The sequence below is a fragment of the Acidovorax carolinensis genome (assembly GCF_002157145.1).
In the GTDB taxonomy this organism is placed as follows: Bacteria; Pseudomonadota; Gammaproteobacteria; order Burkholderiales; family Burkholderiaceae_C; genus Acidovorax; species Acidovorax carolinensis.
Genome location: NZ_CP021361.1, coordinates 1,107,790 through 1,133,391, shown reverse-complemented (window position 1 = coordinate 1,133,391; position 25,602 = coordinate 1,107,790). Strand labels below are relative to the sequence as shown.

Sequence of the window (25,602 nt, the reverse complement as noted above, 5' to 3'; positions counted from 1 at the left end):
CTCGGGATGAGTTACTCGCGTTCGATACCTTCGTCAGCCACCAGGCGCCTCCAGATATCAAGTTGCGAGCTCACGAAACTTTTCATTTCGTCAGGGTCAGGATACGAATCTTGCACAGACACTCCCTGTTGTTCCAGTTGCTTAACAACCTCTGGACGTCGCAGGATCACACTCATCTCTCTTGAAAGGCGGTCTATTACGTCGCGCGGAGTTCCCGTCGGTGCAAAGACTCCGCCCCACGGAATTACCGTGATCCCGCTAAAGCCAGCCTCGGCAAACGTAGGCACCTCAGGAGCCAATGCGTTGCGCTTGTCGCCTATGACCGCCAGCACCTTTAATTTGCCTTCCTTCGCCATGGTCAGGAGGCTGATGGTCGAGGCCAGCATGATCTGGACGCTACCAGAAAGCAGATCCGGCACTGCAGGCGCTTCCCCTTTGTACGGGATCTTGGTCACCTGCATAGCAGCAAGGCGCCTCATTTGTACAAATGCTAACTCCCCAGTTGAGTTGCCAGTGGCGTAATTCAGCTTGCCTGGGTTGGCCTTCGCAAAACCAATTAATTCTTTGAGATTATTCGCTGGTACGCTGGGGTGCATGAAAAGAAAGAACGCTGATTGACGACTCCAAAAGCCTACCGGTGTTAGCGCTGACAGCGGGTCATAAGGGGGCTTGAGCCGCAAAGTGGGTACCGCAAGAATGGCGGTGTTTGTCGCAAATAGCAGCGTGTGCCCGTCGGGTCGCGACTTGATCACCTCGTTCGTCGCGATTGAGCCATCAGCTCCAGGCTTGTTGTCGATGATGACTGGCTGACCGAGTTGCTGAGCCAGGCCCTGACCAACAATTCGGGCCGCCGCATCCACAGAACCACCGGCCGAAAACGGCACGATCAGCTTGACGGGCTTGTTGGGGTAGCCGTTCGCCTGGGCCCAGGCGGTAGGCGCGAGCAGCATGCCGCCGATGGCGGCAGCAATGGCCAGGCGCGTGCGCGCGGCTTTGAAATTGAGGGATGTCTTCATGGCTTGTCTCCGATTGTTGTAGGTTAGTGAAAGCGAGGTATCAGGTTAACAAGAATGCGCTTCCCGAGGCCAGTGCGGCGGCCGTTCGCAGGCCGGCCATCAAGCCGCATACGCTGCTGGACCTGGCTCGATTCCGGCGTTCATCCACATCAGCGACGGCAAGGTGGGCTGGTTCTGTGTCTTAGTCACAGGTCCTGCCTCTTTCGGCGGCGGCTCTCAGTCGCCCTTGATGTTGAGGTCGCGGATGAGCTTGCTGTAGCGTGCCTGATCCTTGACGATGAGTTTGCGGAACTCGGCTGCTGTGCCAGGGTAGGGCTCGGCACCGACGCCCGGCAACTTCTGCTGGAACTGCGGGTCGCGCACGATCTTCAGCACGTCAGCCTCGATCTTGTCAACGATGGCCTGCGGCGTGCCCTTGGGGGTGACCACGCCGGCCCAGGCGCCGACCTCGAAGCCGGGGAAGCCGGCTTCGGCGAAAGTCGGCACCTCAGGCGCCATCGGCGAGCGCCTGGCGCCACCCGTGGCCAGGATGCGTATTTTGCCCGCCTTGGCGAACGGCACAGCCGTCGAGATCGCCGAGAACATGGTCGTCACCTGGCCGCCCACCACATCAACCAACGCTGGTGAGCCGCCCTTGTAAGGGATGTGTGTGAGGTCCACTCCGGCCAGCATGCGCAGCGCTTCCATCGACAGGTGATGCGGGCCGCCAGAACCGCCCGAGGCGTACTCCATCGGCCGCTTTTCCATCTCGCGTGTCTTGGCCAGTGCCACGAACTCGCCCACGGTCTTGACGTCGGCCTTCTGCGGGTTGACCACCAGGGCCAGCGGCGTGTAGGCCACCAGCGCGGCGTTCATGAAGTCGTTGATGGGGTGGTAGGGCAGGGTCTTGTAGAGGTAGGGGTTAATGACGAACGGGCCGTCAGTGGCCAGGTACAGCGTGTAGCCGTCGGGCACGGCCTTGGCTGCCAGTTCGCTGGCCAGGATGCCGGCGCCACCGGGTCGGTTGTCGATGATCACTGGTTGGCCCCAGGCCTGGTTGAGTGCCTGTGCCAGTGAACGGCCCACCAGGTCGGCAAAGCCACCGGGCGGAAACGACACGATCAGCTTGACGGGCTTGTTGGGGTAGCCGTTCGCCTGGGCCCAGGCGGTAGGTGCCACCAGCAGGGTGCCGAGGGCCGCAGCGATGGCCAGGCGCATGCGGGCGATCTTGAAAGTGGGAGATAATTTCATTGCTAGGAGTCTGGGCAGCAGAACATTTTGAGCCAACTCCAATCGCCTCCCAGCGGCTGGCAGCGACGTAGGCTGTGGTGAACGCACTCACCGCAGCCGATCTCTATGGCGCGGTTGAAGCAGCCCAACCACGCTCAGAAGTCGCAGCCGGCACTTTGCCTCGCATTTCCCGCCTCACCCCACCTGAATGGCCCCCATTCTGCGCAGGTTCAGCGCCATGCACACGAGCTTGAACTCGGCTTTTGCCTTCTCCAAACCGCGCATGCTGAACTGGCGGAACCCCAGCACGTTCTTGATCCAGCCGTTGGGCGGCTCGGCGATCCACTTGCGCTTGCGGTAGTCCTTCTGGCCTTGTTCGGTTTGCAACTTGGCCGCCATGGCCACCGTGTACGGGTAGCGGTTTGCGTCTTTGGGCGTAGCCCGTGCCTTGCCTTCGCGTCCCAATGCAATCACCAGTTCGGTATCCGGATAGACCTGGGCCAGCTTGGCCATTACGGCTTCACTGCGGTAGCCGGCATCGGCCAGGACTTGTGCTGGCTGTACACCCGTGTGGGTCTGGACCGCATCCAGCACCATGGGCAGTTGCTGTACATCTGCGCTGGTGTTCACCACCTCGGCGGCCACAATGATGTGGGCTGTCTCGTCCACTGCGGTCTGGGCGTTGTAGCTGTAGTCAAAGCCGCCACCTGCGCGCTTCATGATGCGGCTGTCGGGGTCGGTGAAGCTGTCCTGGGCTTTGGACTCGGGGATGCCGAAGTCGCGTTGGTAGGGGCGGCCTGCTTTGGGCTTGCCGTCTTTGTCGCGGGGATTGCGCCCATCGCCGTGGCTGCGGCCGCGCTGTGTATCGGCTTGGGCTTGGCGTGCCTCCAGCCGGGCCTTGGCTGCTTCAATGGCGGCCAGCCGAGCTTGCCTGCGCTCTAGCTCTGCGGGGATGTCCAGCTCGGGCTCGTTCTTCTCGGCCTCATCGGTGTGGGCCGCCTTATGCAGCAATGCGGCTATCTGGGCTTTGAGTTCAGTCTCGGCGGTTTGCATGCGCGCGTAGCTCATGGCTTTGTGGCGGCTGGCGTTGGCTTTGATCTTGGTGCCGTCTACAGCGATGGTGCCTAGTTTGACCAGACCCATCTCCCGGGCCAGGCGCACGACTTGGGTGAAGAGTTCGGTGAACTCACCCAGGTGTTGGGCCCGAAAGTCCCGGATTGTGCGGTGGGCGGGGAAGTTGTGCGCTGCCAGCACCCGAAAGGCGATGTCTTCATGCAACCTGCGGGCGATCTTGCGTGAGCTAAAGCACCCTGTGGCGTAAGCGTAGACCAGAACTTTGACCATCATGGCCGGGTGCAGGGGCTGGTTGCGGGAGCCACCGCTGGCGTAGCGTGCGTGAAAGGCGCTCAGATCCAGGCTGTCTACGGTGTCGCTGATGAAATAGGCTAGGTGGCCCTGCGGGAGCCAGTCTTGCAGGGCTGGCGGCAGCAGTTGCTGTTGTTCGGGGTGGTAGGCGACGTAGCTGGTGCTCATTCTTGAACACAGCAGGCTTCGTGCCAGCTTTCATCCCCCGAGGCGGGTTTCTGCCGCCCAGACTCCTAGTCCCCTGTTGTTGTTGCGGGTCAGTGAACGCTGGTAATCAGGTCGTCAGGAATGCGCTTCCCGAGGCCAGTGCGGCGGCCGTTCGCAGGCCGGCCAGCAAGCTGTCGTGCTGGGCCTTGCCCTGGCCGGCAATGTCAAACGCGCTGCCGTGCGGCACGTTGATCATCACGTAGGGCAGGCCCATGTAGATCGTGCAGGCGCCCGCGAAGGCGGCGGTCTTCACCGCGATCTGGCCCTGGTCGTGGTACATGGTCACCACGGCGTCGTAGCGGCCCTCGAGGTTGAGACGGAACACCGCATCGGGCGAGATCGGGCCGCTGGCGTCGATGCCGGCGGCGCGGGCCTGCTCGACGGCGGGCGCGATCTCTTCGCGGTCTTCCTCGAACATGGCATGCGGGTTGAGCCCGGCCACCGCAATGCGTGGTGCGGTCATGCCCCAGCGCCTGAGATGGTGGTCGAGCCGGCGGATGAGTTCGAGCACGGTGGCCTGCTTCACGGTGGCGGCGATATCGCGCACGCGTATGTGCTCGGTGATGGGGACCACTCGCAACGAGCCGTTCAGACGAAGCATGTGGGTGTCCGGCGGCTGCAGTTCATCAATGTCCTTCACCAGGCCACCGAGCTTGAGCGAGACGCTGTCCACCGGGGCCAGCACCAGACCGTCTATGCGTCCGATTTGGCCAAGCTGCTGGCCCAGGCCGATCCAGTTCACCACCGCCTTGCCGGCTGCCGCCGAAGGCGAACCCACTGCGTAGTCGGTGGGGACTACATCGCCGGGGTCGAGCACGGCGATGAAACGCTGGCCGCGCGCTTCTTCGGGCGCGCTCACGTGGCGTACCTCGCGGGTGATGCCACAGACCTGCACTGCCCGCTGCACCGCGCCAATCTCGCCGATCAGCACGTTGTCACAAAGGCCGTCAAGTTCAGCGCTGGCCAGCGCTTTGGCGCAGACTTCAGGACCTATGCCCGCTGGGTCGCCGATCATGGCGGCGATCAGGGGCTTGTTCGATGTCTTTGACATGGTTGGCGTGGCGCGCTCAGGCGGCAGCCAGAAAGTTCTCAACCACTCCCACGAAGCGGTCCTTTTTCTCGATCTGCGTCCAGTGGCCACACTGGCCAAAGACATGCAGTTCGGAGCGTTGCAGCAACTGGTGCAGGCGCAGGCTGCTGTCCAGCGGGATCACGCGATCCTCGCGGCCATGCACCAGCAGCACTGGTTTGTCCAGCGCACGCAACTTGTCCTCGGGCGTGGCCAGCGCGGCGATGTGGCGCTGACGCGGTGCCGGGAAGAGGCTGGAATACGACTCGTGAAAGCCAGGGCGGATGCTGGCATCGTAGCGCGAAGCCACCAGTGCCTCGGTCAGCAGCGACTTGTCGTAGGCGAACATCTGCACGATTGTGCGCATGTTCTCGACCGAGGGCTCATATCCCCACACTGCGTCAAGTTCGTGGGTGAGCGTGAACTCGGTGCCCGCAGAGCCCATGAGCACGACCTTGCGCACGCGGTCCGGGTGGCGCGTAGCCACGGCAAGCGTGAGGGCTCCGCCGAAGGAGTTGCCAACAAAATCGGCTTGTTCTATCTTCAGTGCATCGAGAAAACCAATGATGTGGCGCACCCAGTAGTCGAGGTTGTAGACCACGCCGGCCTTGCGCTCGGTGTAGCCGAAGCCAGCCAAATCAGGTGCCAGCACACGGTGGGTCTTGGCGAATTCGGGAATGGCCAGACGCCAGTTGGCCCAGGCCGTGACCCCTGGCCCTGAACCATGCAGCAGAACCAGCGGCGCGCCGCTGCCTGCTTCGAGGTAGTTGGTACGTATGCCAGCCGCTTCAACGCTGTGGCCGATCTCGGGGTTATTGTTTTGTGTCATGGAGGTCTCGTTCCTTGTGTCGTTGCGCGTTCAGATAATGAAAGTCATGTTGCCGAGCACGCTGTCATTGTTGACCAGATAGACCCGCTTCTCGCGCATTAGCCAGGTGTCGCTGTGGCGTTCGAGCACATGGTGCTGGCGTCCAGCCCACACGGTGATGCGGTCGGTGCGCACCTCGGTAAGGTTGAAGCGCGAGCTCACTTCGCCACCGGTGGCGGGGTCGAAGTTGTGCAGCCGCACATTGCCGACGATGCGCGAAAGGCGCGAGCGGGGGTTCTGCGAGTGCGCGTGCTTGGTGCCCAAGCGGAACAGGCGTTCTTCGAGTCGGGGGCGGTCGTCAAAGATCAGCGAGACCTTCTTGGTCGGGTCAATGTTGTCGGCGTTGCAGGGTACCCAGTACAGCAGCTCGGGTGTCCACAGCGCCAGCCAGTCGTTGTAGGCGTGCTCATCGGCCAAGGCGGCTTCTTGGTAGAGGAAATGCTCGATGTCGTGTACCAATTCGAGCGAGTGCGTGGTGGTGGCGTTCATTGCTGGGATCCTTACTGGGCGGTTTGGGCGGTCATGAGTTCGCGCCATTGGCGCATCTGACCACGTTGCGTGACTTCGTCCGAGATGCGTCCGGTGATAACGCCATCGGCCCCGTGTTCTTCGCGGTGCAGGCCGCGCGAGATTTCCAGCCAGGGGTTGACCTGGGCCATCATCCCTTTCTGCACGCGCTCGAAGATCTCGGCATCGTCGGGCGAGCCAGAGCCCGCAGGGCCGTAGAAGGACTCGTGCTGGCGCAGTCGCAAGGCGTTGATCTCGGGGCTCACGCCCTCGAACAGCACGGGGAACATGATCACTTCGCATTCCTCCGGCGAAATCGGGTTGAGGATGCGGATCTGGTTGTTGATGAGCTGCAGGTTGGGGTAGATGCCCACATGCGGATCGCCTGCGAGCGAGATCAGCAGGCGCGAACGCTCCTCGCCGTGCTTGGCCTTCATGGTCTCGATGTAGTCGGTGCCACCGGGCAGTTTTTCCAGCATGGCGGTGAATTGGTCGTAGTGGCCCATGCGGTGCTGGGTCAGGTCCAGCATCACATGGCCATGTCCCAAGTCGCGCGTGCGGCTGGCGGACTCGTCATCGAAGGGGTCGCCGCGGTGGGTGGCAGCAATGCCGGAGTCCGGGTCGCGGTTCCAGGCTGCAATCACCGACGCATGTACATAGTGCACGTGGTAGCCGTCCATGCCGACCAGTTTCCAGTTGCCCTTGTAGACGGTCTTGTGCACGCCGGCGTCCACGCGCAGTTCGCCCACGGGGGAGGCGTCCACCATCAGGTCGATCACGGCCTTGGCTGGACCCAAGTGATCGCTCAAGCTGGGAACATCCGCGTTTAGGCTGGCAAAAACGAAGCCACGATAGGTTTCCACGCGCGGTGGCTTGTTCAGGCCCATGGCCTTCTGGTCGAACTCGGGGCCGTAGGCGCCCTGGCCCGGCACCTGCATCAGGTTGCCGCTGGCGTCGTAGACCCAACCGTGAAACCAGCAACGCAGGTGCTTGGTGTTGCCCGCCTCGCCCTCGCACACCATCGCGCCACGGTGGCGGCAACGGTTCATCAACACCTGCACTTCGCCTTCGCCGTTGCGGATCATCAAAACCGGTTGGCGACCCATGCGGCGCGCGCGGTAGTCACCGTGCTTGGGCACTTCGGAGGTGTGGCCTATATAGACCCAGGTGCCCTCGAAGATGCGTTCTTGTTCAAGCTTAAAAATTTCTGCATCGGTGAAGGCGCTCGAATGGACGCGGCCATCCTGCACCAGGGCGCCCACCTCGGAGCCGCTGGCGCGGCTGGGGTGAAATTGAATGGTCTGTGTCATCTCGGCTGTCTCCTGAATGTGTGAGTGGGTCGGTCGCAGACAGTGGCTCTTGCTTGCGTCAACTTAGAAGAAATTATGTCATAATTTGAACTATTCACAAAATGAAGTAAATAAATTTTGAAGGTGATTCATGAAACCAGCAACCAAGAGCTTGACGCGGCAAGCCGAGAAGGAGGGGATTCCCTTGCCTTACCTCAGTGAACAGGTCGCTGTTAGTGCGGCGCTGGACAAGCAGCTTGATGGCTCGGCGCTGTGGGTCTTGCTGGCGGTTTACCGGGCGTTTGCGGTGCTCGATCGCGATCAGTCCGATGAGCTCGACTCCATGGGCGTGTCACCGCTGCAGTTCAACATCCTCACCACGCTGCAGCGAGTGAAGCAGCCTGCCACCATGGGGGCTTTGGCGTCCATGCTGGTGGTCAAGCCCAACAACCTGTCGGGCAACATCAACACGCTGGCCGAGCGCGGCTTGGTGCGGAGGGAGCTCAACGTGTCGGACCAGCGCTCGCTGCTAGCGGTGCTCACCCCCGAGGGCGAAGCGTTTCTGGCCGAGCACCTGCCCGCCCACTGGCGTCGCATTGAGCACCTCATGGGTGGCCTGTCGCGTGAGCAGCGTCTGCAACTCGTGGCCTTGCTCAAGCAGATGGTGCTGTCCATTGATGCCGCGCAGCAGCCGACGAGCGTTCGCGAGCGCGCAGGCAAGAAAGCCAAAAGATCACCTGAGCGGGCTATATCGGGCGCGCAGGCACCTCACAGGTAGATCACACAAGATTAACGACTGGAGATAACACATGGCAGAAATCCTGGGACTGGGGTTGTCCCACTACCCCCCTTTATCCACACCCGACGCGCAGATGGCCGGCATACTGCGCATGACGCTCAAAGACCCCGGCATACCGGCCGAGCGCAAGCTGGCCCAGAACTGGGCACCGGCGATGCAGGCCGAATGGGGCGACGATCAGGGCGTGGCGGCAGCCGCGGTTCACCGTGCGGCGTTGGTCGAGCAGTTCAGACGTGTGCGTGCAGCGCTCGACGATTTCAAGCCCGATGTGGTGTTGATCTGGGGCGACGACCAGTACGAGAACTTCAAGGAAGACATCATTCCGCCGTTCACGGTCTGTGCGTACGACGACATGGATCTCTACCCCTGGCGCCATGCGCAGGGCTCGTCAATGATGGCCAACGGCAAGGCCAATGCCTGGGGTGAAGGGCAAGACATGCACTACCGGCTCAAGGGCCGGCGCGACATCGGAAAGTACCTGACCTGCGGCCTGCTTGACGCCGGCTTCGACATGGCTTATGCCTACAAGCCGCTGCACCACGAGAGCCTGGCTCACGCCTTCGCCAACGCCATCCTCTATCTCGATTACGACCGCAAAGGCTGGGACTACCCGACCCTCACTGTGCCCATCAATTGCTACGGTCGCAAGGTTATTTCGGCCCGCGGCTTCCTCACCAACGTCGATGACAAGCTCGACCTTGACCCTCCGGGTCCATCGCCCGCGCGCTGCATGGACATGGGCGCGGCCACCGCACGCATCTTGCGTGACTCCCCTTGGCGTGTGGCATTGATCGCTTCGTCGAGCTGGTCCCACGCCTTCTTGTGCGACCGCACGTCACGTCTGTGTCCCGACACGCCCAGCGACCGCGTGCTTTACCGTGCGCTGGTGGAGCAGAACCACGGTGTCTGGCGTGGCAACACCACCGAAGACTTCGAGAACGCTGGCCAGCAGGAATTGCTCAATTGGTGCCCGTTGCTGGGCGCCATGGGCGAACTTGGCGCCTCCTTGTCGTGGAGCAACTTCGTGGAGACCCACGTGTTCAACTCCAACAAGGTATTTGCCATTTACCAGCCTGCCTGATGAGTGCCATGGAAACACATAACGACCGGGTGGTGATTGTGGGCGCAGGGCTGGCCGGCTTCGGTGTGGCCAGTGGCCTGCGCAAGCTCGGCCATGTCGGGCCTGTCACGCTGCTTGGCGAAGAGGCCCATGCGCCCTACGACCGGCCGCCGCTGTCCAAGCAATTCCAGATCGACGGCGATGAGGCTGCATTGCGCCTCTCGCCCGAGCCCTTGCCAGAGGTGCAATTGCTCAGCGGCTGCCCGGCCGTGGCGCTGGACCTAGAGCAGCGCATGGTGCAACTGCAGGACGGCCGGCGTCTGCCCTGGGACCGTCTGGTGCTTGCCACCGGCACGCGGCCACGCATGCTGCCCGCGTTGGCCACTTCGCCACGGGTGATGAGTCTGCGGACCCTGGATGATGCGCGCGCGTTGCGCCAGCGCCTGGGCGCCGCCACACGTCTGCTGGTGGTGGGTGGTGGTCCCATTGGGTTGGAGTTGGCCGCCATGGCGCAGCAACTGGGCTGTCACGCCACCGTAGTGGAGGCAGGTCCGCGTCTGATGGGGCGCAGTGCGCCCGCGCTGATTGCCGAGCACCTGCTGCAGCACCATCGCAGCCAGGGGGTTGACATCCACCTCGGCCGCACCGTCGTATCGGTGGAAGACAACGGCCTCGCGCTGCTGGACGATGGCAAAGTCCTGCAGGCCGATGTCGTGGTAGTAGGTATAGGCGTGTTGGCTAACGACGGTTTGGCCGTGGCTGCTGGCATCGACGCTGACGACGGCATCTTTGTCGATGGCTGGTGTCGCACCAATGTGGCTGGCGTGTTTGCCGTGGGCGATGTCACGCGTCAGGTCCATCCGCTGAGTGGGCGGCTGGAGCGCATGGAGACCTGGTCCAACGCCCAGGGCCAGGCTGCGGCATTGGCCGCTGCGCTGGTCGAGCCTGCAACTGCCAAGCCCTACGACGAAACGCCTTGGTACTGGTCCGATCAGGGCAGTCTGCGCCTACAGTGTGCTGGCCTGACAGAGGGTGACACCCATGCCCTGCGTGGCGACCCCGCCAGCGGCAGCTTCGTGCTGCTGCAATGGAAGGCGGGCCGCTTGTGCGGTGTTAGTGCCATCAACGCCGCACGCGACTTCAACCTGCTGCGCCGCCTGCTTGCGGCCGGCAGCACCCTGACACCCGAGGTGCTAGCCGCACCCGATGCCAACCTCAAGCAACTCGTTCAACAAGCCCAGTCGGCCTGAAGCCGGCCCGAAGGAGAAACCCCATGCACGCCACCGCCCTTTGCCCGCTCAACGATCTGTGCAATGGCACCATAGGTAGCGCTTTCCTGGAAAACGGTCGCCGCATTGCCATCTATCATGTCGACGGCAATGTCTATGCCACCGATGACCGCTGCACCCATGGCGACGCCTCGCTGGCCGATGAAGGCAGCCTGGAGGGCCATACGGTGGAGTGCGGCCTACACCTGGGCGCCTTCGATGTGAGGACCGGCGCGGCCACCTCTGCGCCCTGCGTGCATGCAATCAAGACCTACCCGGTGGAAGTGCGCGACGGCCAAGTCTGGCTGTCGGCCGAAGCAGCCGCGTGCGACGCCACGTGAGCGCGTGTGCCTGTGGGCTGATCGACGCCCATACCCACTGGGTTCCAGGCCATTTTCCGGCGTTTCTGGGTCGACGAAAGGGCGTGCCTTGGCCCTCCATGGTGCCGGCCGAGTCGGCTTGCCAGCGGCATGTGATGATCGATGGACGCGTCTATCGAACCGTGCCCGATTCTTCTTGGGACGCGGAACGCCGCGAGGCCGACATGGCCCGCACCGCCGTAGCGCATCAGGTGGTTTCGCCCATGCCCGAGCTTCTGTCGTATTGGCTGCACGCCGACGATGCGCTGGCGCTGACGCGGTTCATGAACGATGAGCTCGCGCTGCTGGTGCAGTCGCGGCCGCAACGCTTCACCGGGTTGGGCGCGGTGCCATTGCAGGATGTGGATCTGGCCATGCGGGAACTCGATCGCCTGGTGTGCGACCTCGGCTTGGCCGGGGTGGAGGTGGGCAGCAATATCAATGGCAAACCGATCGGGCATCCCGATTTCGAACCTTTCTTTGCGGCTGCCGAATCGCTGGGCGCGGCCATTTTCGTGCATGCCCTGCGCCCCTGCGGCATGGACCGTTTGGTCGGGCCGCCGCTGCTTGAGCAGGTGCTGGCCTTTCCCGGCGAGGTGGGCCTGGCCGCGGCCTCGCTGATGACATCGGGCACCTTGCTGCGCCATCCCCGCCTGCGCGTGGCCTTCAGTCATGGCGGTGGCGCCTTGCCCATGATACTGCCCCGCCTGCAACACGCCTGGGAGCACATGGCTCCTGTGCATCAGTGCATGGCTCAGTCGCCACGCGACCTCGCGCGGCAGATGTTCTACGACGACCTGGTGTACGACGGCGCGGCCATCGACTACCTGTTGGACGTCTACGGCCCCACGCAGGTGATGGCCGGTTCGGACTACCCCTTTGCCATCATGGACCGCGAGCCTGCCACGCGCATTGCCGCGCTGGGGCTGGATGAAGCCACGCAACGCCAACTCCGGCGTGACAACGCACTGCGCTGGCTGAGCATCGTCAAGCCCTGGGCAGAGTGACCGCCACGTATTCCAACGCACCGTTTTAAAAGGATGACATGAGTACACACAACAACCCTGCGATCACAGCAGCGGCGTCAGCACTGCTGCAGGCCAGAGTCACGCGCACGCCCATCGCCCCCATCAGCACCAGCCACGGCATTGCCGGACTGGACGTCGCCTACGCCGTGGCCGAACTCAATACCCAGGCGCAGCTGGCCGCAGGCCGGCGCATTGTCGGCATGAAGGTTGGCCTGACCTCCAAGGCCGTGCAGCAGCAGCTGGGCGTCGATCAACCCGACTTCGGCGTGCTGTTCGGCGACATGGAAGTCTTGAGTGGCCAGGACGTGCCCATGGCGCGCCTGCTGCAACCCAAGGTCGAAGCAGAAGTGGCTTTTGTCATGGGCCGCGACCTCACCGGCCCGGCACCGAGCTACGCTGAATTCTTGGCCGCCGTGGCCTACGCGCTGCCCGCCATCGAGATCGTCGACAGCGCAATTGCCGACTGGAAGATCACGCTCGTTGACACCGTCGCCGACAACGCATCCTGCGGCTTGTACGTACTGGGAGACCAGCCGCTTCCTATGGGCCAAGTCTCGCTGGGCGAGCTAGGCATGACCATGACCAAGAACGGCCAGACCGTGTCGGTGGGTACCGGTGCGGCCTGCCTGGGCCACCCGCTGCGCGCGGCTTACTGGCTCGCCTGCACCATGGCTGAACGGGGCCAGAGCCTCAAGGTCGGTCAGGTCATTCTCTCTGGCGCTTTGGGCCCCATGGTGCCCGTGGTCGCAGGCGACGTGGTCCGGGCGCAGATCGGCGCGCTGGGCAGTGTTTCGTGCCGCATGGTTTGAAGGTAGAAAATATGAGCAAGAAACTCAAGGCTGCCATCATCGGCAGTGGCAACATCGGCACGGACTTGATGATCAAGATCCTGCGCCACGGCATTAACATTGAAATGGGAGCCATGGTCGGTATTGATCCGACCTCCGATGGTCTGGCACGCGCCGCCCGCATGGGTGTGGCCACCACCCACGAAGGCGTAGAAGGTCTGACGCGCCTGCCCATCTTTGCCGACATCGACTTCGTGTTCGACGCCACCAGCGCCGGTGCCCATATCAAGAACGACGCTTTCTTGCGCAGCCTCAAGCCCGGCATCCGCATGATCGACCTGACGCCCGCAGCCATCGGCCCGTATTGCATCCCGATCGTCAATGGTGAAGACCACCTCGACGCATTGAACGTCAACATGGTCACCTGCGGCGGCCAGGCCACCATTCCGATGGTGGCAGCTGTCAACCGTGTTGCCAAAGTGCACTACGGCGAAATCGTCGCCTCCATCTCCAGCAAGAGCGCCGGCCCCGGCACGCGCGCCAACATCGACGAATTCACCGAAACCACCTCCAAGGCGATTGAAGTAGTGGGTGGCGCGTCCAAAGGCAAGGCCATCATCGTGCTGAACCCCGCTGAGCCGCCGCTCATCATGCGCGACACCGTCTACACCCTAAGTGACTTCGCTTCAGAAGACGCTATCGCCGAATCGGTCGAGCGCATGGCCGCCGCCGTCCAGGCCTACGTGCCCGGCTACCGCCTGAAACAAAAGGTGCAGTTCGACCGCATCGAGCCCAGCCACCCCATCAACATCCCCGGTGTCGGCCCCCGCATGAGCGGCTTGAAGACCTCCATCTTCCTGGAAGTCGAAGGTGCTGCCCACTACCTGCCCGCCTACGCCGGCAACCTGGACATCATGACCAGCGCCGGCCTGCGCACCGCCGAGCACATGGCTCTTCGCATGCTCGCCGCCTGAAGGAGAAACTGACATGGACAAAAAAATCTACATCTCCGACGTCACCCTGCGCGACGGCAGCCACGCCATCCGCCACCAGTACAGCGTCGAGCAAGCCAAGCAAATCGCCAAAGCTCTGGACGACGCCAAGGTGGACTCCATTGAAGTCGCCCACGGCGATGGCCTGCAAGGCGGCAGCTTCAACTACGGCTTCGGTGCCCACTCCGACGTCGAGTGGATCGAAGCCGTGGCCAGCGTCGTCAAGCATGCCAAAATCGCCACCCTGCTGCTTCCCGGCATCGGCACCGTCCACGACCTGAAGGCGGCCTATGACGCCGGCGCCCGCATCGTGCGTGTGGCAACCCACTGTACGGAGGCCGATGTCTCCAGACAGCACATCGAATATGCCCGCCACCTGGGTATGGAAGCCGTTGGCTTCCTGATGATGAGCCACATGCAGACCCCCAAGGGCCTGGCCGAACAGGCCAAGCTGATGGAGAGCTACGGCGCCACCGTCTGCTACGTTGTCGACTCCGGCGGCGCTCTGAGCATGAACGACGTGCGCGACCGTTTCCGCGCCTTCAAGGACACCTTGAAGCCCGAAACCCAGACCGGTATGCACGCCCACCACAACCTGAGCCTGGGTGTGGCCAACTCCATCGTCGCCGTCGAAGAAGGCTGTGACCGCGTGGACGCCAGCTTGGCCGGCATGGGCGCAGGAGCGGGCAACGCCCCGCTGGAAGTGTTCATTGCCGCCGCCACCCGCTTGGGTTGGAACCATGGCTGTGACTTGTACAAACTGATGGATGCGGCCGACGACACCGTGCGACCGCTGCAGGACCGCCCTGTGCGCGTGGACCGCGAGACACTGGCGCTGGGTTATGCGGGGGTCTACAGCAGCTTCCTGCGCCACTCAGAAGTGGCAGCGAAGAAGTACGGTCTGAAGGCGGTCGACATCTTGGTGGAACTGGGCCGGCGCCGCATGGTGGGCGGCCAGGAAGACATGATCGTCGACGTCGCATTGGACCTGCTCAAGGCGCAGGAGCATGAGCGCCAGCATGCCCAGCCGGTGATGAGCCAGGCGGGATGAAGACTGAGGCCCTGGTGGAAACGCTGGTCTACGCCAACCGCATCCTCTACGACAGCTAGTAGCCACCGTGTTACCCTCGTGTTTACTGTTAACCCCAGAGGACTTTCACATGTTAAGAAAACTATCCGCTATCGCACTGGCTGTATCTTTCCTGGCCATGGCAACATCCGGGCTATTGATGTTTGTCATTGAAAAACCCTCTTTCACCATCCAGATGCACCCTGTACATAAGCTGTTCGGCCTGGTCATGGTGGTGGCCGCCTCCATTCATATCTGGTTCAATTTTCGCGGTTTAAAGGCTCACTTGCAAAATCACAAAGCGGCGATCTTCGGCGGCGTGCTGGTGGTTGCCTTGGTGCTGCTCTACGCCGTTGCCATCAACAACAAACTACCGGACGACCTGGCACAGCAAATGGACTCAGCTGCAGCGGCAGCCGAACAGAAAAAATGATTCCAATGCAACATCCCCGCCTTGTTTGGCCGAAATTTTCGGCCCTGAACCATCTCAGCATTGCCATGCGCCTCCATATCGGCTTCGCACTGGTGCTGTTGCTGTTGGCCGTCATCGGCATGCTCGGCTGGTTCTATACGGGCGCGCTGGCGGCCCGCACACAGAATGTCGTTGACCTCGACTACCGACGTGCGGAAATCGTGAGCACGATGGAGAAGGCAGTATCGGACATGGCCTTGTCAGTGACCTCCATGTCGCTGAACGACGATCCTGAGGATATTGCCTACGAAGTAAAGCGTTTGGAGCAATCATCCAAAATTTACGAGGAACGCGTCAAGGAACTCGATGCGTCGATCCGTGAAGGCGACCAGACTATGGGACTTGCAACGCAGATCAAGACGCTGAATGAGACAAGCAGCGAGGCCCTGACAGTGATGAACCAAATCTCCTTGAAAGCCACGGCCGGTATCAGTCGTGAGCAGTTGGCCCAGTTCACGATCAACCAACTCCGTCCGTCACAGGACGCGTGGTTCCTCACGCTCGACAAGCTCAAGCAAAGCGTAAATTCCACGATGCATGAAGCGGCCCTCGAATCGAAGACCACGGCTCGGCAGGTGCGGACCGTCATGGCTGTGGCGGTAGGGGCCGCGCTGGTAGTCGGCTTGCTGGCAGCGGGACTCATTTCACGCAGTATTGCCCAACCACTGGCCCAGGCGGTAGTACTCGCACGCGCAGTAGCACAAGGCGACCTATCGGCATCGATGGTGACCACCCGGCGCGACGAGGTTGGTGCCTTGCTCGATGCCTTGACTGACATGCAGCGGGGTCTGCGGAGCATCGTCAGTGACATCCAGATGACGGCCGACAGCATCCACTTGGCTAGTAGTGAGATGGCAGGAGGCAATTCCGACCTATCGCACCGAGCCGAGCTGACCGCCACACGACTGCAACAAGCCACGGCTTCAATGCAGCAGTTGACAAGCGCAGTGTTACAAAGCGAGCAAGCAGCCTTGTCCGCAGACGACCTTGCGAGCGCCGCAGCGCAGGCTGCGCAGCGTGGTGGCGCAGTCATTCAGCAAGTGGTCGGTAACATGGAGGCCATCGCCGATTCAAGCCGCAAGATCGCCAACATTACTGGCGTCATCGACAGCATCGCCTTCCAGACCAACCTGCTGGCATTGAACGCAGCCGTCGAGGCGGCACGGGCTGGCGAGCAAGGCAGAGGCTTTGCGGTAGTGGCCGCTGAAGTGCGCTCGTTGGCGCACCGTTCGGCCGTCGCAGCCAAAGAGATCAATGCACTGATCGGCGCCAGTGTCGAGAAGGTCGAGTCTGGCAGCAAATTAGTGAATAGCGCTGGCGCGACGATGGCGGACATCGTCGGTTCGGTACAGCGTGTGGCTGTCGTGATCAGTCAGATCACCGATGCGACGCGGCAGCAGAACGACGATATCCGCGATGTGAGTTTGGCACTCGAACAGGTGGAAACACTGACTCAGCAAAATGTCGCGCTGGTGGAGCAGAGTGCCGCAGCGGCGGGTCTGCTGTCGGAACAGGCCTCGCGTATGAATGCACTGAGTGGCACCTTCCGGCTAACGTAGCCCGCATTTGACCAGACAGCGCATACTTGTCCGCGCATCAACTCCGGTGTCTGGCTGATGTCGCTGCCGTTGGCCGCCGTCGTTGTCAAAGCGTGTACCAGCCCTGAGTCCTTATCCACGCCAATAGGCGCTTTCATGCCGAAATGCTTGGGTCCTGTTTTGCGGTCCATTTAGAACTTATCCGGGTGTTGGGGTCAGGTCTTGCATTGAAATATTAGCCGCTCTAGTACATCAACACGAAAGTTGAGAAACATAATTTCGACCCATCTTTTTGTCCGCATCCTGTCGAGTAAAGTGCCACTCGATAGTTCGCTCTTTCTCGTTGCGGGCTTGCTGCCAGGCAGCAACCTCGGATTCGAGTAATTCACGATTGGCAATGCGCCGATCCAGGCATTGGCGACTGAGAATGCCAATCTCGATTTCTGCCATGTTCAGCCAGCTCGCGTGCTTTGGGGTGTAGTGAAACTCCACCCGATGCAGGAGCTTGGCGGCCGCACGACTGCCCAGCACGTCGTCAAAGCACTTTCTGAAGTGCGTGTTCAGGTTATCGAGCACCAAGTGAATTCGTCGTGCCTTGGCGTATACGCCAGTGAGCAATTCTTTGATGAAGGCGACGAAGTCAACCTTTCCTCGACGCTCGGTGACAGATACGATTCGCTGTCCCGCCTTGGGCTCGACAGCCACGAACAGATTGGTGGTACCGTTGCGTACGTACTCGTAGCCATGCTTGGTTGGGCTGCTCGCCGCCATGGCCAATGGAGGTCGGCTATGGGCGATAAGTTGCAGGCTTTTCTCGTCGATGCAAATGACCGGCTCGGCTTTGGATATTGGTCGCGCGTACAGTTCGAGCGGGACATACATCCGAGCACGGTACTCCTCGGTCAACGCCCCAATGCACCACATTACCCGGTGCCAGGAACAAGAGAAATAGTTTTTTTGAGCATGCGTCGAACGGTTTCCCGGCTCACGGATTGCATGCCAGGCTCCTGGCGGGCGGCACCGTTCGAGCTCGACCATGGTCCAGCGCTGGCGTCCCTTGGGCGGGGCTGAGCAGGCCAAGGCGATCACACTCGCCTCGGCGTTGGTGTCGTATTGGCGCGGGCGTCCTGAGCGCTGCACGTCGAACACCGCCAGCTCCACCCCGCCTTGCAAGTAGGCGGCGCGAGCACGCCACACGGCGGTGCGGCCAATGCCAAGCACTGCCATGATCTCAGATTCGGGAATGTCGCGGTCCAGGCATGACAGCACATGGGCTCGATTGACCTCGCGCGCCTGATGCACCTCTTTGCTGCGAATGGCTTCGATCGTCGAGCGATCCTCCTCGCTCAAGTTCAGCTCCGTCTGACGCATGACCACTCCTCGTTATGCCGAATGGCGACATTCGTAGTGTAATCATGTGCCGTTATTTTCGTGTCAATGTACTAGGAGGCTCAGCCTCACTCAGGTGCTGAGACCCTTGTAGAGCATATAGGCCGCGAGTAAGTAAAAACTGCCGGCAAACACCAATTTGAGCTTGTCTACGGGAATGCTGTGTACCACCCGGGCGCCCAGCGGCGCGGCGAGGAAGCTGCACACGGCAATTATGCCCAACGCCGGCAACCAGATGTAGCCGAACGAGCCCACCGGCAAGTCCTGCACGTTTCGCCCGCCGATCACGTAGCCCAGCACGTTTGTAACGGCAATCGGAATTCCAAGCGCTGCAGAAGTGGCCACGGCGCTGTGAATCGCCACGTTGCACCGAGTCATGAAGGGCACGCTGATAGTGCCGCCGCCTACACCAACCAAGCCCGAAATAAAGCCAATAGCTCCGCCCGCCGCCAACTGACCCGCCGTACCAGGCATTTGGCGTCTGGGTTTGGTTTTTTTGTCAAGCAACATCTGTGTTGCCGAAAAAATCACGAACAGGCCGAAGAAAATGGCCAGGTAAGCGCCTTTGAGCAGCGCGAACACCCCCAAGCTGCCAATGAGGCTACCTACGACAATGCCGGGAGCCAGCCGTTTGACGATGTCCCAGCGCACGGCACCCCGTTTATTGTGGGCCCGAACGCTCGAAAGGGATGTAAAAATGATGATGGCCATGGAGGTTGCGATGGCCATTTTCACCGCCAAATCGGGCGACACACCGCGGCTTGACAAGATGATGGTGATGAACGGCACCAGCGTCATACCGCCACCAATGCCCAGCAAGCCCGCAAGAAAACCGGTACCGATGCCCAGTGCGGCAAGTTCAAGGATTAGCAGAGATTCGAGATTCATTTGTGGTTGACGTGTTTGGTAGGACTCGCCGCTGCAGCCCATTAAAAAGGGGTGACCCGGGTGCTGTTCGAAGCCGGAAAGACCGAAGACACTCGAACCTGAAGGATTCATGGCCGACATAGACATAAACCGCCGTTACAGTTAGCCTGGTGGCTGAAAGGACTCATGAAATCGAAGTGAAAGTCGATCGTCTTTGCCCTTTCTCTCAAGCATTCGACTATTTCCCCGAAGATTCCGTTTCAAGTTGCTTGTGCAATTCGGCCCACCGTTGCCCTGAGGCTTTCCAGGAGTCAAGATAGCTGGCTGGGCAGATGTCGTTATAAGGTGGGCGAACGGGGCCGGCGTTCATCCAGCCTGCAGCATCGATTCGGCCTTTTTCCAGCGCAACGTTGTAAATAGAAAAGGTCTTGAAGCTATCTTCGGGAAATGGCGCAGCTGTTTTCACAAGTCGACCCTGAAATGCGTGGGCATCGGTCCAGTCTTTGGTTCGCCGAGCTGCGATGACCTTGTCGCGAAGCGTCGTCGAAACCAATGGCCCGCACACGGTACCGCTGGACCAGAAGGCATCAACGAAGTCATCCATACGTGCCGCAGCATAGTATTGGTAGTCGAGCGGCAGCAGCTTCATGCGGTGCTTGGTCAGATGTAGATCCTGCAGCAGGAACTCGATACCGATATATTTCGCTGCAACGACTTGCCGAATCTCTGAAACCCGAGCCCAGAACGCGCGGGGAAAATCAAATTTGAAAGCCTCGGTATTCGCGTAGATAGCGATATTCATCTCTGGAACAGCTTCGGCGACATCTTTGTAGTACTGAACAGCCATATCAACGCAGGGATTGCACCACATTGGTATTCCCAACATTGTTCCGTCGGCCCCAATGGAGTGGGCGTACCTTGTCTGCTCGATCGTGTCGCGGGTATTAAGCGTTGTGGTGCCAACGAACACTGGAACCCTTCCTCTCGCGGTCTCCACGATGGTTTGCATGAAGACTTTCTTTTCCTCCCAGGTTAGCGATTCACACTCACCCAAAGTACCCATGCTCAGAATCCCGTTCGCGCCAGCCGCGATAAGGCCTTCAACGGCGCGGGCAGTCTCATCCAGATCAACGGTGTTAGTCGCACGCCAGTCACTCGCATCCGGTTTGGATGGTGTCGGAAGAATTGACCATACTCCATGAATATCCGATGCATTCAACAGTCCTGACTTACCCATAACTTATCCTTTGTATTTAAGAAAATTCTAAAAACCGCCACAAATAATATTCTCAGGCATCTTGCGAAAGCCCAAAGACATCAATCATCACATACTCATCTTGCCCGACCGACTGACGGTCGTTTTACCCCAACTCAATGAACCATCCGGGATTTGGCTTGACGTGAGGCGGACACTTCCAAGCCCGCCTCGTTAAACTTCAACGCCTTACGTCAATTGATGGGCTTCAAAACCATTGGTTTTAATAAAAAATGTGCGAGCGCGGGCAGCAACACCAGTGCTCCGATCATGTTGCCCACAAACATAAAGGCGAGCAAGAGTCCCATATCAGCCTGAAACTTGATGGGACTAACCACCCAGGTGACAACGCACAAGGCAAGCGTGACACCAGTCAGGAGTACAACCTTTCCCGTGAAGAGCAACGATTGGTAGTAAGCCTCGGAGAGGCTATCGCCAACCTTCAATCTCGCCAGAAGAATGCTCATGACGTAGAGCGCATAGTCCACCCCGATGCCCACCCCCAATGCGATCACGGGCAATGTAGCCACTTTCACACCAATGTTCAGCGCTACCATCAAAGCCTCGCACAGCACCGAGGTCAGAATCAGCGGCAACACAGCACACAGCACCGCACGCCAAGAGCGGAAGGTGATAGCACACAGAACGATCACCGCGCCGTAGACCCAAAACAGCATCTCGCGGTTCGCATCCCTGACGACAATGTTCGTCGCCGCATCAATGCCGGAATTGCCGGCGGCGAGAAGAAACTGGACTTGCTCAGTGTTGTTTTCTTTGGCAAAGCCCTCCACCTCGTTGACGAGGGAAGTTAGTGTGTCGGCTTTATGGTCCTTCAGGTAGGCCGTCAGCGTCAACAAGCTGCAGGTATCGTTGTAAAGGCCGCGGGGTGCCCCGGAAGTGATCGTGTTGAGCATCGACTGGCTGTTGATCAACTCATACCACTTGGTACTGCCTTCATTCAACCCTGCTAACACACGCCGACTCAGTAATGCCAAAGAGTTCGTGTCCTCCACCCCCGGCAAAGCACGCATTTTCCACTCCAGCGCATCAACCCTCATCAAGGTGTCATATTGGCTGCACTCGCCGTCTGGCGTCTTGACCATCACTGCAAAGGCATCGCTGCTGGCTCCATAGTGTGCGGTCATGTAAGTGTTGTCACGGTTATAGCGACTGTCGGCACGCAACTCAGGTGCACCAGACTCCAAATCACCGATCTTCAAGCGCTGCGCAACCACGAGTCCACCTGTACCAACGAGCAGTGAGACCGCAACGGCGCCTGCCGCCCAGCGTCGCTGGGTGAACAAGTCCAACAGTCTCCATAACGGATGTCGTGCCCCGCTCCGCTGGTTCGCCAACTCTTCCGTCAGACTGAGTTGAGCAGCTCCTGGACTTACGCCCACATAACTCAGCAGTATCGGCAACAGTATCAGGTTGGTGAAGACCAATACTGCAACGCCAAGGCTGGCAATGAAAGCCAGATCTCGGATCGCCTCAATATCGATCACCATCAAGACGCCGAAGCCAACGGCATCGCACAGCAGCGCAGTCAGTCCCGCAAGAAAAAGGCGCCTGAAAGTGTAGCGCGCAGCAACCAAGCTATTCGCACCACGCCCTATATCCTGCATGATGCCATTCATTTTCTGAGCACCATGACTCATGCCGATCGCAAAGACAAGGAACGGAACCAGCACGGAGTAGGGGTCCAACTCGTAGCCCAACAAGGGCATCAACCCCAGTTGCCACAGCACGGCAACCAGCGAACAACTGACAACCAGCACTGCACTGCGCACGCAACGCGTGTAGGCATAGAGCATGGCCGTCGTGATGAGCACGGCAGCGACGAAGAATCCTAGCATCTGCCAAATACCCTCAATCAGGTCACCCATGACCTTCGCGAATCCGGTGATGTGAATACTGATCCCATCACTCTGATATTTGACCCTGAGCGTCTCCAGCGCATCAGAAACATCAGCGTAATCCAGCGGAACACCGTTCGCGTCTTTTGACAACAAGGGCAGATAGACGATTGAAGAACGTTGATCCAACGCGACCAGTTGACCGATCTCGTTGCTGCGCTCGATGTTCAAACGCACCGTGGCAAGGCTTGTAGGCGACCCGTCGTAGCCATCCGGGATGACTGGACCGCCATCCATGCCCTCCTCGGTGACGCCGACCCATCGCGTATTCGGAGTCCACAGCGACTTCATATTGCGCCTGTCAACGCCAGGGAGCAAAAAGGCCTCGTCGCTTAACTGCTGAAGTACCTTTAGATAGTTTGGGTCATAGATGGACTCACCTGTTGTGGCGACGGCGATGCGCACAGCGTTGCCAAGACCTCCCAGCTCTTGACGATGAGCGAAGAAGTTTTGGATGTAGGGATGGCTCCTGGGGATGATCTTCTCAAAGCTCGCGTTGACACGCAGATTACTGGCACTCCAGCCGAGCACGACCGTCAGCACCGCGCAGAAAAGGAGGATCAGCTGGCGGTGATTGAAAAGAGCCCGTTCAATAGCTGAACCTGACCGTGGATCGAAGTCGGTCAAAGGTGTTCGCTCATCCTTTGAGACTGTTTGGTTAACGACTGACATGAGGGTCACTTAGGAAAAGGAAGTTCACGAACACCACGCAAGCTGCTGGCAAGCAGACGACTGCCATCAAGTTCGACAACGGCAGTCAACGGTGGGCCTGGCGGCCATGAAACAGACGTCCATCTTCCCCCTGAATCACGACTGATCAATGCCTGCCCGGCCTGGTTAAGGGCGAGCACACTACCGTCATGCATCAGCGAGAGACAGCCAATCGTGACAGGAATGGGCACCTCGCACTGGCTGAAACCGGCAGGGCTATACGTATAGATATTGCCCTTCAGACCAGCCAGCAACCACTTGCCGTCGGGCAACGCAGCCACGGCGAACCAGCTGCCCGGGTAAGGGGAGCTCAGTCGGACGAAGGTTTTTCCTCCATCGACGGATTGCAACAGCAACCCTTGCTCGCCGACTATCAGAATGCGCTGTCCCTGCACCGCAAGCGCGTTAAAGTGCAGGGCCTTCGGATTGTCCAAGCGATCCATCCAGGGCGACCAGGTTTCACCACCGTCTGCGGTTGCAAAAATAAGCCCATAGGCCCCAATCACAAAACCTCGCTTTCGATCGAAAAAGTGCACGTCCAGGAAGGGCTTATCAGGGCCGTCCGACACCAAGCGTTGAGCCTCCTGCAAACGCTTGTCGCTGTCATCGTCGTTCTTTGATCCTGCCGACGCTTCTGCACGCCATAGATCCGCGGCTCTCTTTCCTTCCAGCTGAAGCCGCCAGGTTCCACCGCCGTCTGAGGTTGCGAGCACAACACCTGAGTGACCTGTGACCCAACCATACTTTTCGTCTACAAAGTTGACGGCGGTCAGCGTGACACTGACTGGCACACTCGCCTGCTGCCATGTGGCACCAACATCATCCGAGAACAAAACAACACCGCGCTCCCCGACCGCGACAATGCGTTTGCCAGACTTGGCAACATCAAGCAAGACGCCCCCCCTCACGTGCGGCGCTACAAACGCAGGACGACGCAAGGCATCAAGCACGGGGTTAGCCCAGACCGCCTCCATGCTGACCAGCGGCACAGTAGCTACAAAGCACAGGGCGCGGCGTCGCCCGATGTCAAAGCGCTCTTTCTTAAATTTTTTCATCAGAATTCCACCACATAAACAACTCAACCAAATCCGGATTCCATCAGCCTCACGGGCTCACCATTGCCAACAGTGGAGCGACCAACCGAAGGTCGATCCACCAGATGTAACACGTCGCCCTTAAGCTTTTTAGCTTTACCGAATACCTTCACTAGCCATCGAATCTGGCGAATAGGTTGATGCGGGGAATGGTTTCTCCTCAACGCGAATCTGCACCGACTCATCGTTGTACAGGCTACCCAAGTAAGAGTTGCCACCTATCAGATCATTGAGACCGAAACTGCTGCGTATGAAAGCGGGTACATCCGGCGCCACAATGGGCAAGAGATACGTTGTGCGCGCCAATTTTCCTTGCGCATCCCAGCGATCTCCAAGCAAGGCATACCAACTGTCTTCATCAATGTAGTAACGACTTTTAGGTGACACATGACGCTTACCTGGCTTCAATGTGGCGTCTACAACCCAAACCCTATGCAATTCCCAACGCACATGATCAGGGTTGAGGTGGGCTCCCGTGATCACATCCGCAGTCTTGCTTGGCACCATTGTGCGGTTGCTGTTGTAAGGCACCAGTATTTCTTTCTTGCCGACCAGTTTCCAGTCAAAGCGGCTCATGTCGCCTTCAAACACGGTTAGCTCATCAAAAGTGAGGATACCAGCTGAAAACGAGAGCTGCGTATCACAGCAGACGTTCGGCAGCTTGCGCACGCGACGTTGCCCTGTGAGGTAAATCCACCCCAGTGTTTTATCTTCATTGACATTGAAGTGCTGCATGACCGCTTCACCGGCTCGGATGGCCGGACCGATATTGGTCGAACGGACTTTGTACCACCACTGACCATCCTCAACATTTACACCCTTGGTGTTGTAAGGAAAAGTAAAGTAATTTTCATAATGTGAAACCAAGACAGCCTGACCGCTGCTGTTCACAGTGAAGTTCTTCGCCCTTTCGTAAACTTGTTCGAGCTTATAGGAAAGCTGATGGTTCACCATCACCTCAGCACCATTCTTCGGAATGGGGAACGGAATGCCACCCAAGGCCCCCACAGCATAGGGATTATCGAGACCCGACAGCTTTACCTTTGTGGCGTTTTCAAACGTCTTGTCATAAAACCATTGCGGCGCGACATAAGTGCGCTTTGAAGGATATACATCAACCCTGAAAGTGTCCGGGTATTTCTGCAGCATCGCCTTTGTGCCATCCGTCAATTTGTCTGCATATTGCGCCATATTCTTTACAGTGATACTGTACAAAGGCTTGTCGGAAGCGAAAGGGTCTGGACGGCGGCCACCTTTTTTGTAGCCGGGCGTCGGTGTGGTGTAGCCACCAGTCCATGCGGGAATCGAACCGTCTTTATTGCCAGCTTTTTCAGCACCCATGGGTGTCAAAGTGGATTTCAGCGCAGCGGCTTCATCGGCTGAAACCTCAGCAAGAGCTACTCCAGCCAAAAAAGCGTAAGCAATGATCGTGGAAATGGGTTTGATCATAAATTTCATTTTTTTCCA

At 59.6% G+C, this 25,602-nt stretch carries 24 protein-coding genes; 10 read left to right on the top strand and 14 right to left on the bottom strand.

Features of this window, described 5'->3' with window-relative positions:
• Window positions 1-11: 11 nt before the first annotated feature.
• The 7 genes from CBP34_RS05330 to CBP34_RS05300 all read right to left on the bottom strand — a co-directional run bounded on the left by CBP34_RS05330 (window position 12) and on the right by CBP34_RS05300 (window position 7,551).
• Entirely contained in the window at window positions 12-1,016 is a 1,005-nt protein-coding gene (locus CBP34_RS05330) for a Bug family tripartite tricarboxylate transporter substrate binding protein (protein ID WP_086911735.1), read from the bottom strand.
• Window positions 1,017-1,232: 216 nt separating this feature from the next.
• Window positions 1,233-2,246, bottom strand: coding sequence for a Bug family tripartite tricarboxylate transporter substrate binding protein (locus CBP34_RS05325; RefSeq protein WP_086911734.1), 1,014 nt, complete (start codon window positions 2,244-2,246; stop codon window positions 1,233-1,235).
• Between the two features lie 174 nt (window positions 2,247-2,420).
• The gene (locus tag CBP34_RS05320; protein ID WP_086910894.1) at window positions 2,421-3,758 is read right to left on the bottom strand and encodes an IS1182 family transposase; all 1,338 of its coding nucleotides are present in this window, start codon (window positions 3,756-3,758) and stop codon (window positions 2,421-2,423) included.
• A 106-nt stretch (window positions 3,759-3,864) separates the two neighbouring features.
• Window positions 3,865-4,848, bottom strand: a complete 984-nt coding sequence (locus CBP34_RS05315) for a PdxA family dehydrogenase (RefSeq protein ID WP_157896434.1) — start codon at window positions 4,846-4,848, stop codon at window positions 3,865-3,867.
• 16 nt (window positions 4,849-4,864) lie between these two features.
• Entirely contained in the window at window positions 4,865-5,695 is an 831-nt protein-coding gene (locus CBP34_RS05310) for an alpha/beta fold hydrolase (protein WP_086911732.1), read from the bottom strand.
• Window positions 5,696-5,725: 30 nt separating this feature from the next.
• Window positions 5,726-6,223, bottom strand: coding sequence for an aromatic-ring-hydroxylating dioxygenase subunit beta (locus tag CBP34_RS05305; RefSeq protein ID WP_157896433.1), 498 nt, complete (start codon window positions 6,221-6,223; stop codon window positions 5,726-5,728).
• Window positions 6,224-6,234: 11 nt separating this feature from the next.
• Complete coding sequence (locus tag CBP34_RS05300) at window positions 6,235-7,551, bottom strand: aromatic ring-hydroxylating oxygenase subunit alpha (RefSeq protein WP_094097494.1); 1,317 nt, start codon at window positions 7,549-7,551, stop codon at window positions 6,235-6,237.
• A gap of 130 nt (window positions 7,552-7,681) precedes the next feature.
• Between CBP34_RS05300 and CBP34_RS05295 the strand changes: the two genes are divergently transcribed.
• From CBP34_RS05295 to CBP34_RS05250, 10 genes are all read left to right on the top strand, one after another.
• Window positions 7,682-8,308: a MarR family winged helix-turn-helix transcriptional regulator gene (locus CBP34_RS05295; RefSeq protein WP_086926854.1), complete on the top strand. Its 627-nt coding sequence runs from the start codon at window positions 7,682-7,684 to the stop codon at window positions 8,306-8,308.
• 31 nt (window positions 8,309-8,339) lie between these two features.
• On the top strand, window positions 8,340-9,410 hold the full coding sequence (locus CBP34_RS05290) for a DODA-type extradiol aromatic ring-opening family dioxygenase (RefSeq protein WP_086926853.1): 1,071 nt from the start codon (window positions 8,340-8,342) through the stop codon (window positions 9,408-9,410).
• Between the two features lie 8 nt (window positions 9,411-9,418).
• A complete protein-coding gene (locus CBP34_RS05285) occupies window positions 9,419-10,639 on the top strand; it encodes an NAD(P)/FAD-dependent oxidoreductase (protein ID WP_162290897.1) in 1,221 nt (406 codons plus the stop codon).
• A gap of 23 nt (window positions 10,640-10,662) precedes the next feature.
• A complete protein-coding gene (locus tag CBP34_RS05280; protein WP_086926851.1) occupies window positions 10,663-10,998 on the top strand; it encodes a non-heme iron oxygenase ferredoxin subunit in 336 nt (111 codons plus the stop codon).
• Window positions 10,983-12,023 carry an amidohydrolase family protein gene (locus tag CBP34_RS05275; RefSeq protein ID WP_204247614.1) on the top strand — a complete coding sequence of 347 codons (1,041 nt, stop codon included), beginning with the start codon at window positions 10,983-10,985 and terminating at the stop codon, window positions 12,021-12,023. The genes CBP34_RS05280 and CBP34_RS05275 overlap by 16 nt, the downstream gene beginning before the upstream one ends.
• A gap of 38 nt (window positions 12,024-12,061) precedes the next feature.
• Window positions 12,062-12,853 (top strand): 2-keto-4-pentenoate hydratase, encoded by a 792-nt coding sequence (locus CBP34_RS05270; RefSeq protein WP_086926850.1) that lies wholly within the window; start codon window positions 12,062-12,064, stop codon window positions 12,851-12,853.
• Window positions 12,854-12,864: 11 nt separating this feature from the next.
• Complete coding sequence (locus tag CBP34_RS05265; RefSeq protein ID WP_086911723.1) at window positions 12,865-13,806, top strand: acetaldehyde dehydrogenase (acetylating); 942 nt, start codon at window positions 12,865-12,867, stop codon at window positions 13,804-13,806.
• 13 nt (window positions 13,807-13,819) lie between these two features.
• Entirely contained in the window at window positions 13,820-14,875 is a 1,056-nt protein-coding gene (gene dmpG / locus CBP34_RS05260; protein ID WP_086911722.1) for a 4-hydroxy-2-oxovalerate aldolase, read from the top strand.
• Between the two features lie 109 nt (window positions 14,876-14,984).
• Window positions 14,985-15,326, top strand: a complete 342-nt coding sequence (locus CBP34_RS05255; RefSeq protein WP_086911721.1) for a DUF4405 domain-containing protein — start codon at window positions 14,985-14,987, stop codon at window positions 15,324-15,326.
• 5 nt (window positions 15,327-15,331) lie between these two features.
• The gene (locus CBP34_RS05250; RefSeq protein WP_162290785.1) at window positions 15,332-16,924 is read left to right on the top strand and encodes a methyl-accepting chemotaxis protein; all 1,593 of its coding nucleotides are present in this window, start codon (window positions 15,332-15,334) and stop codon (window positions 16,922-16,924) included.
• Here the strand turns inward: CBP34_RS05250 and CBP34_RS20410 are convergent.
• The 7 genes from CBP34_RS20410 to CBP34_RS05215 all read right to left on the bottom strand — a co-directional run bounded on the left by CBP34_RS20410 (window position 16,819) and on the right by CBP34_RS05215 (window position 25,593).
• The gene (locus CBP34_RS20410; protein WP_418134717.1) at window positions 16,819-17,061 is read right to left on the bottom strand and encodes a hypothetical protein; all 243 of its coding nucleotides are present in this window, start codon (window positions 17,059-17,061) and stop codon (window positions 16,819-16,821) included. The genes CBP34_RS05250 and CBP34_RS20410 overlap by 106 nt on opposite strands.
• A gap of 94 nt (window positions 17,062-17,155) precedes the next feature.
• The gene (locus CBP34_RS19355) at window positions 17,156-18,274 is read right to left on the bottom strand and encodes an IS630 family transposase (RefSeq protein WP_157896432.1); all 1,119 of its coding nucleotides are present in this window, start codon (window positions 18,272-18,274) and stop codon (window positions 17,156-17,158) included.
• A 90-nt stretch (window positions 18,275-18,364) separates the two neighbouring features.
• Window positions 18,365-19,180 (bottom strand): sulfite exporter TauE/SafE family protein, encoded by an 816-nt coding sequence (locus CBP34_RS05235; RefSeq protein WP_086913979.1) that lies wholly within the window; start codon window positions 19,178-19,180, stop codon window positions 18,365-18,367.
• Window positions 19,181-19,397: 217 nt separating this feature from the next.
• Window positions 19,398-20,396, bottom strand: coding sequence for a dihydrodipicolinate synthase family protein (locus CBP34_RS05230; RefSeq protein WP_013801321.1), 999 nt, complete (start codon window positions 20,394-20,396; stop codon window positions 19,398-19,400).
• Window positions 20,397-20,608: 212 nt separating this feature from the next.
• Window positions 20,609-23,002: an efflux RND transporter permease subunit gene (locus CBP34_RS05225; RefSeq protein WP_094099072.1), complete on the bottom strand. Its 2,394-nt coding sequence runs from the start codon at window positions 23,000-23,002 to the stop codon at window positions 20,609-20,611.
• Window positions 23,003-23,007: 5 nt separating this feature from the next.
• The gene (locus tag CBP34_RS05220; RefSeq protein ID WP_094097491.1) at window positions 23,008-24,096 is read right to left on the bottom strand and encodes a YCF48-related protein; all 1,089 of its coding nucleotides are present in this window, start codon (window positions 24,094-24,096) and stop codon (window positions 23,008-23,010) included.
• 135 nt (window positions 24,097-24,231) lie between these two features.
• Window positions 24,232-25,593, bottom strand: coding sequence for a DUF1329 domain-containing protein (locus tag CBP34_RS05215; RefSeq protein ID WP_094097490.1), 1,362 nt, complete (start codon window positions 25,591-25,593; stop codon window positions 24,232-24,234).
• Window positions 25,594-25,602 lie beyond the last annotated feature (9 nt).

Excerpts from the sequence above, each read along its gene's own strand:
- CBP34_RS05330 (WP_086911735.1), bottom strand. The coding sequence starts at position 1,016 with ATGAAGACATCCCTCAATTTCAAAGCCGCGCGCACGCGCCTGGCCATT.
- CBP34_RS05325 (WP_086911734.1), bottom strand. The coding sequence starts at position 2,246 with ATGAAATTATCTCCCACTTTCAAGATCGCCCGCATGCGCCTGGCCATC.
- CBP34_RS05320 (WP_086910894.1), bottom strand. The coding sequence starts at position 3,758 with ATGAGCACCAGCTACGTCGCCTACCACCCCGAACAACAGCAACTGCTG.
- CBP34_RS05315 (WP_157896434.1), bottom strand. The coding sequence starts at position 4,848 with ATGTCAAAGACATCGAACAAGCCCCTGATCGCCGCCATGATCGGCGAC.
- CBP34_RS05310 (WP_086911732.1), bottom strand. The coding sequence starts at position 5,695 with ATGACACAAAACAATAACCCCGAGATCGGCCACAGCGTTGAAGCGGCT.
- CBP34_RS05305 (WP_157896433.1), bottom strand. The coding sequence starts at position 6,223 with ATGAACGCCACCACCACGCACTCGCTCGAATTGGTACACGACATCGAG.
- CBP34_RS05300 (WP_094097494.1), bottom strand. The coding sequence starts at position 7,551 with ATGACACAGACCATTCAATTTCACCCCAGCCGCGCCAGCGGCTCCGAG.
- CBP34_RS05295 (WP_086926854.1), top strand. The coding sequence starts at position 7,682 with ATGAAACCAGCAACCAAGAGCTTGACGCGGCAAGCCGAGAAGGAGGGG.
- CBP34_RS05290 (WP_086926853.1), top strand. The coding sequence starts at position 8,340 with ATGGCAGAAATCCTGGGACTGGGGTTGTCCCACTACCCCCCTTTATCC.
- CBP34_RS05285 (WP_162290897.1), top strand. The coding sequence starts at position 9,419 with ATGGAAACACATAACGACCGGGTGGTGATTGTGGGCGCAGGGCTGGCC.
- CBP34_RS05280 (WP_086926851.1), top strand. The coding sequence starts at position 10,663 with ATGCACGCCACCGCCCTTTGCCCGCTCAACGATCTGTGCAATGGCACC.
- CBP34_RS05270 (WP_086926850.1), top strand. The coding sequence starts at position 12,062 with ATGAGTACACACAACAACCCTGCGATCACAGCAGCGGCGTCAGCACTG.
- CBP34_RS05265 (WP_086911723.1), top strand. The coding sequence starts at position 12,865 with ATGAGCAAGAAACTCAAGGCTGCCATCATCGGCAGTGGCAACATCGGC.
- dmpG (WP_086911722.1), top strand. The coding sequence starts at position 13,820 with ATGGACAAAAAAATCTACATCTCCGACGTCACCCTGCGCGACGGCAGC.
- CBP34_RS05255 (WP_086911721.1), top strand. The coding sequence starts at position 14,985 with ATGTTAAGAAAACTATCCGCTATCGCACTGGCTGTATCTTTCCTGGCC.
- CBP34_RS05250 (WP_162290785.1), top strand. The coding sequence starts at position 15,332 with ATGCAACATCCCCGCCTTGTTTGGCCGAAATTTTCGGCCCTGAACCAT.
- CBP34_RS20410 (WP_418134717.1), bottom strand. The coding sequence starts at position 17,061 with ATGAAAGCGCCTATTGGCGTGGATAAGGACTCAGGGCTGGTACACGCT.
- CBP34_RS19355 (WP_157896432.1), bottom strand. The coding sequence starts at position 18,274 with ATGCGTCAGACGGAGCTGAACTTGAGCGAGGAGGATCGCTCGACGATC.
- CBP34_RS05235 (WP_086913979.1), bottom strand. The coding sequence starts at position 19,180 with ATGAATCTCGAATCTCTGCTAATCCTTGAACTTGCCGCACTGGGCATC.
- CBP34_RS05230 (WP_013801321.1), bottom strand. The coding sequence starts at position 20,396 with ATGGGTAAGTCAGGACTGTTGAATGCATCGGATATTCATGGAGTATGG.
- CBP34_RS05225 (WP_094099072.1), bottom strand. The coding sequence starts at position 23,002 with ATGTCAGTCGTTAACCAAACAGTCTCAAAGGATGAGCGAACACCTTTG.
- CBP34_RS05220 (WP_094097491.1), bottom strand. The coding sequence starts at position 24,096 with ATGAAAAAATTTAAGAAAGAGCGCTTTGACATCGGGCGACGCCGCGCC.
- CBP34_RS05215 (WP_094097490.1), bottom strand. The coding sequence starts at position 25,593 with ATGAAATTTATGATCAAACCCATTTCCACGATCATTGCTTACGCTTTT.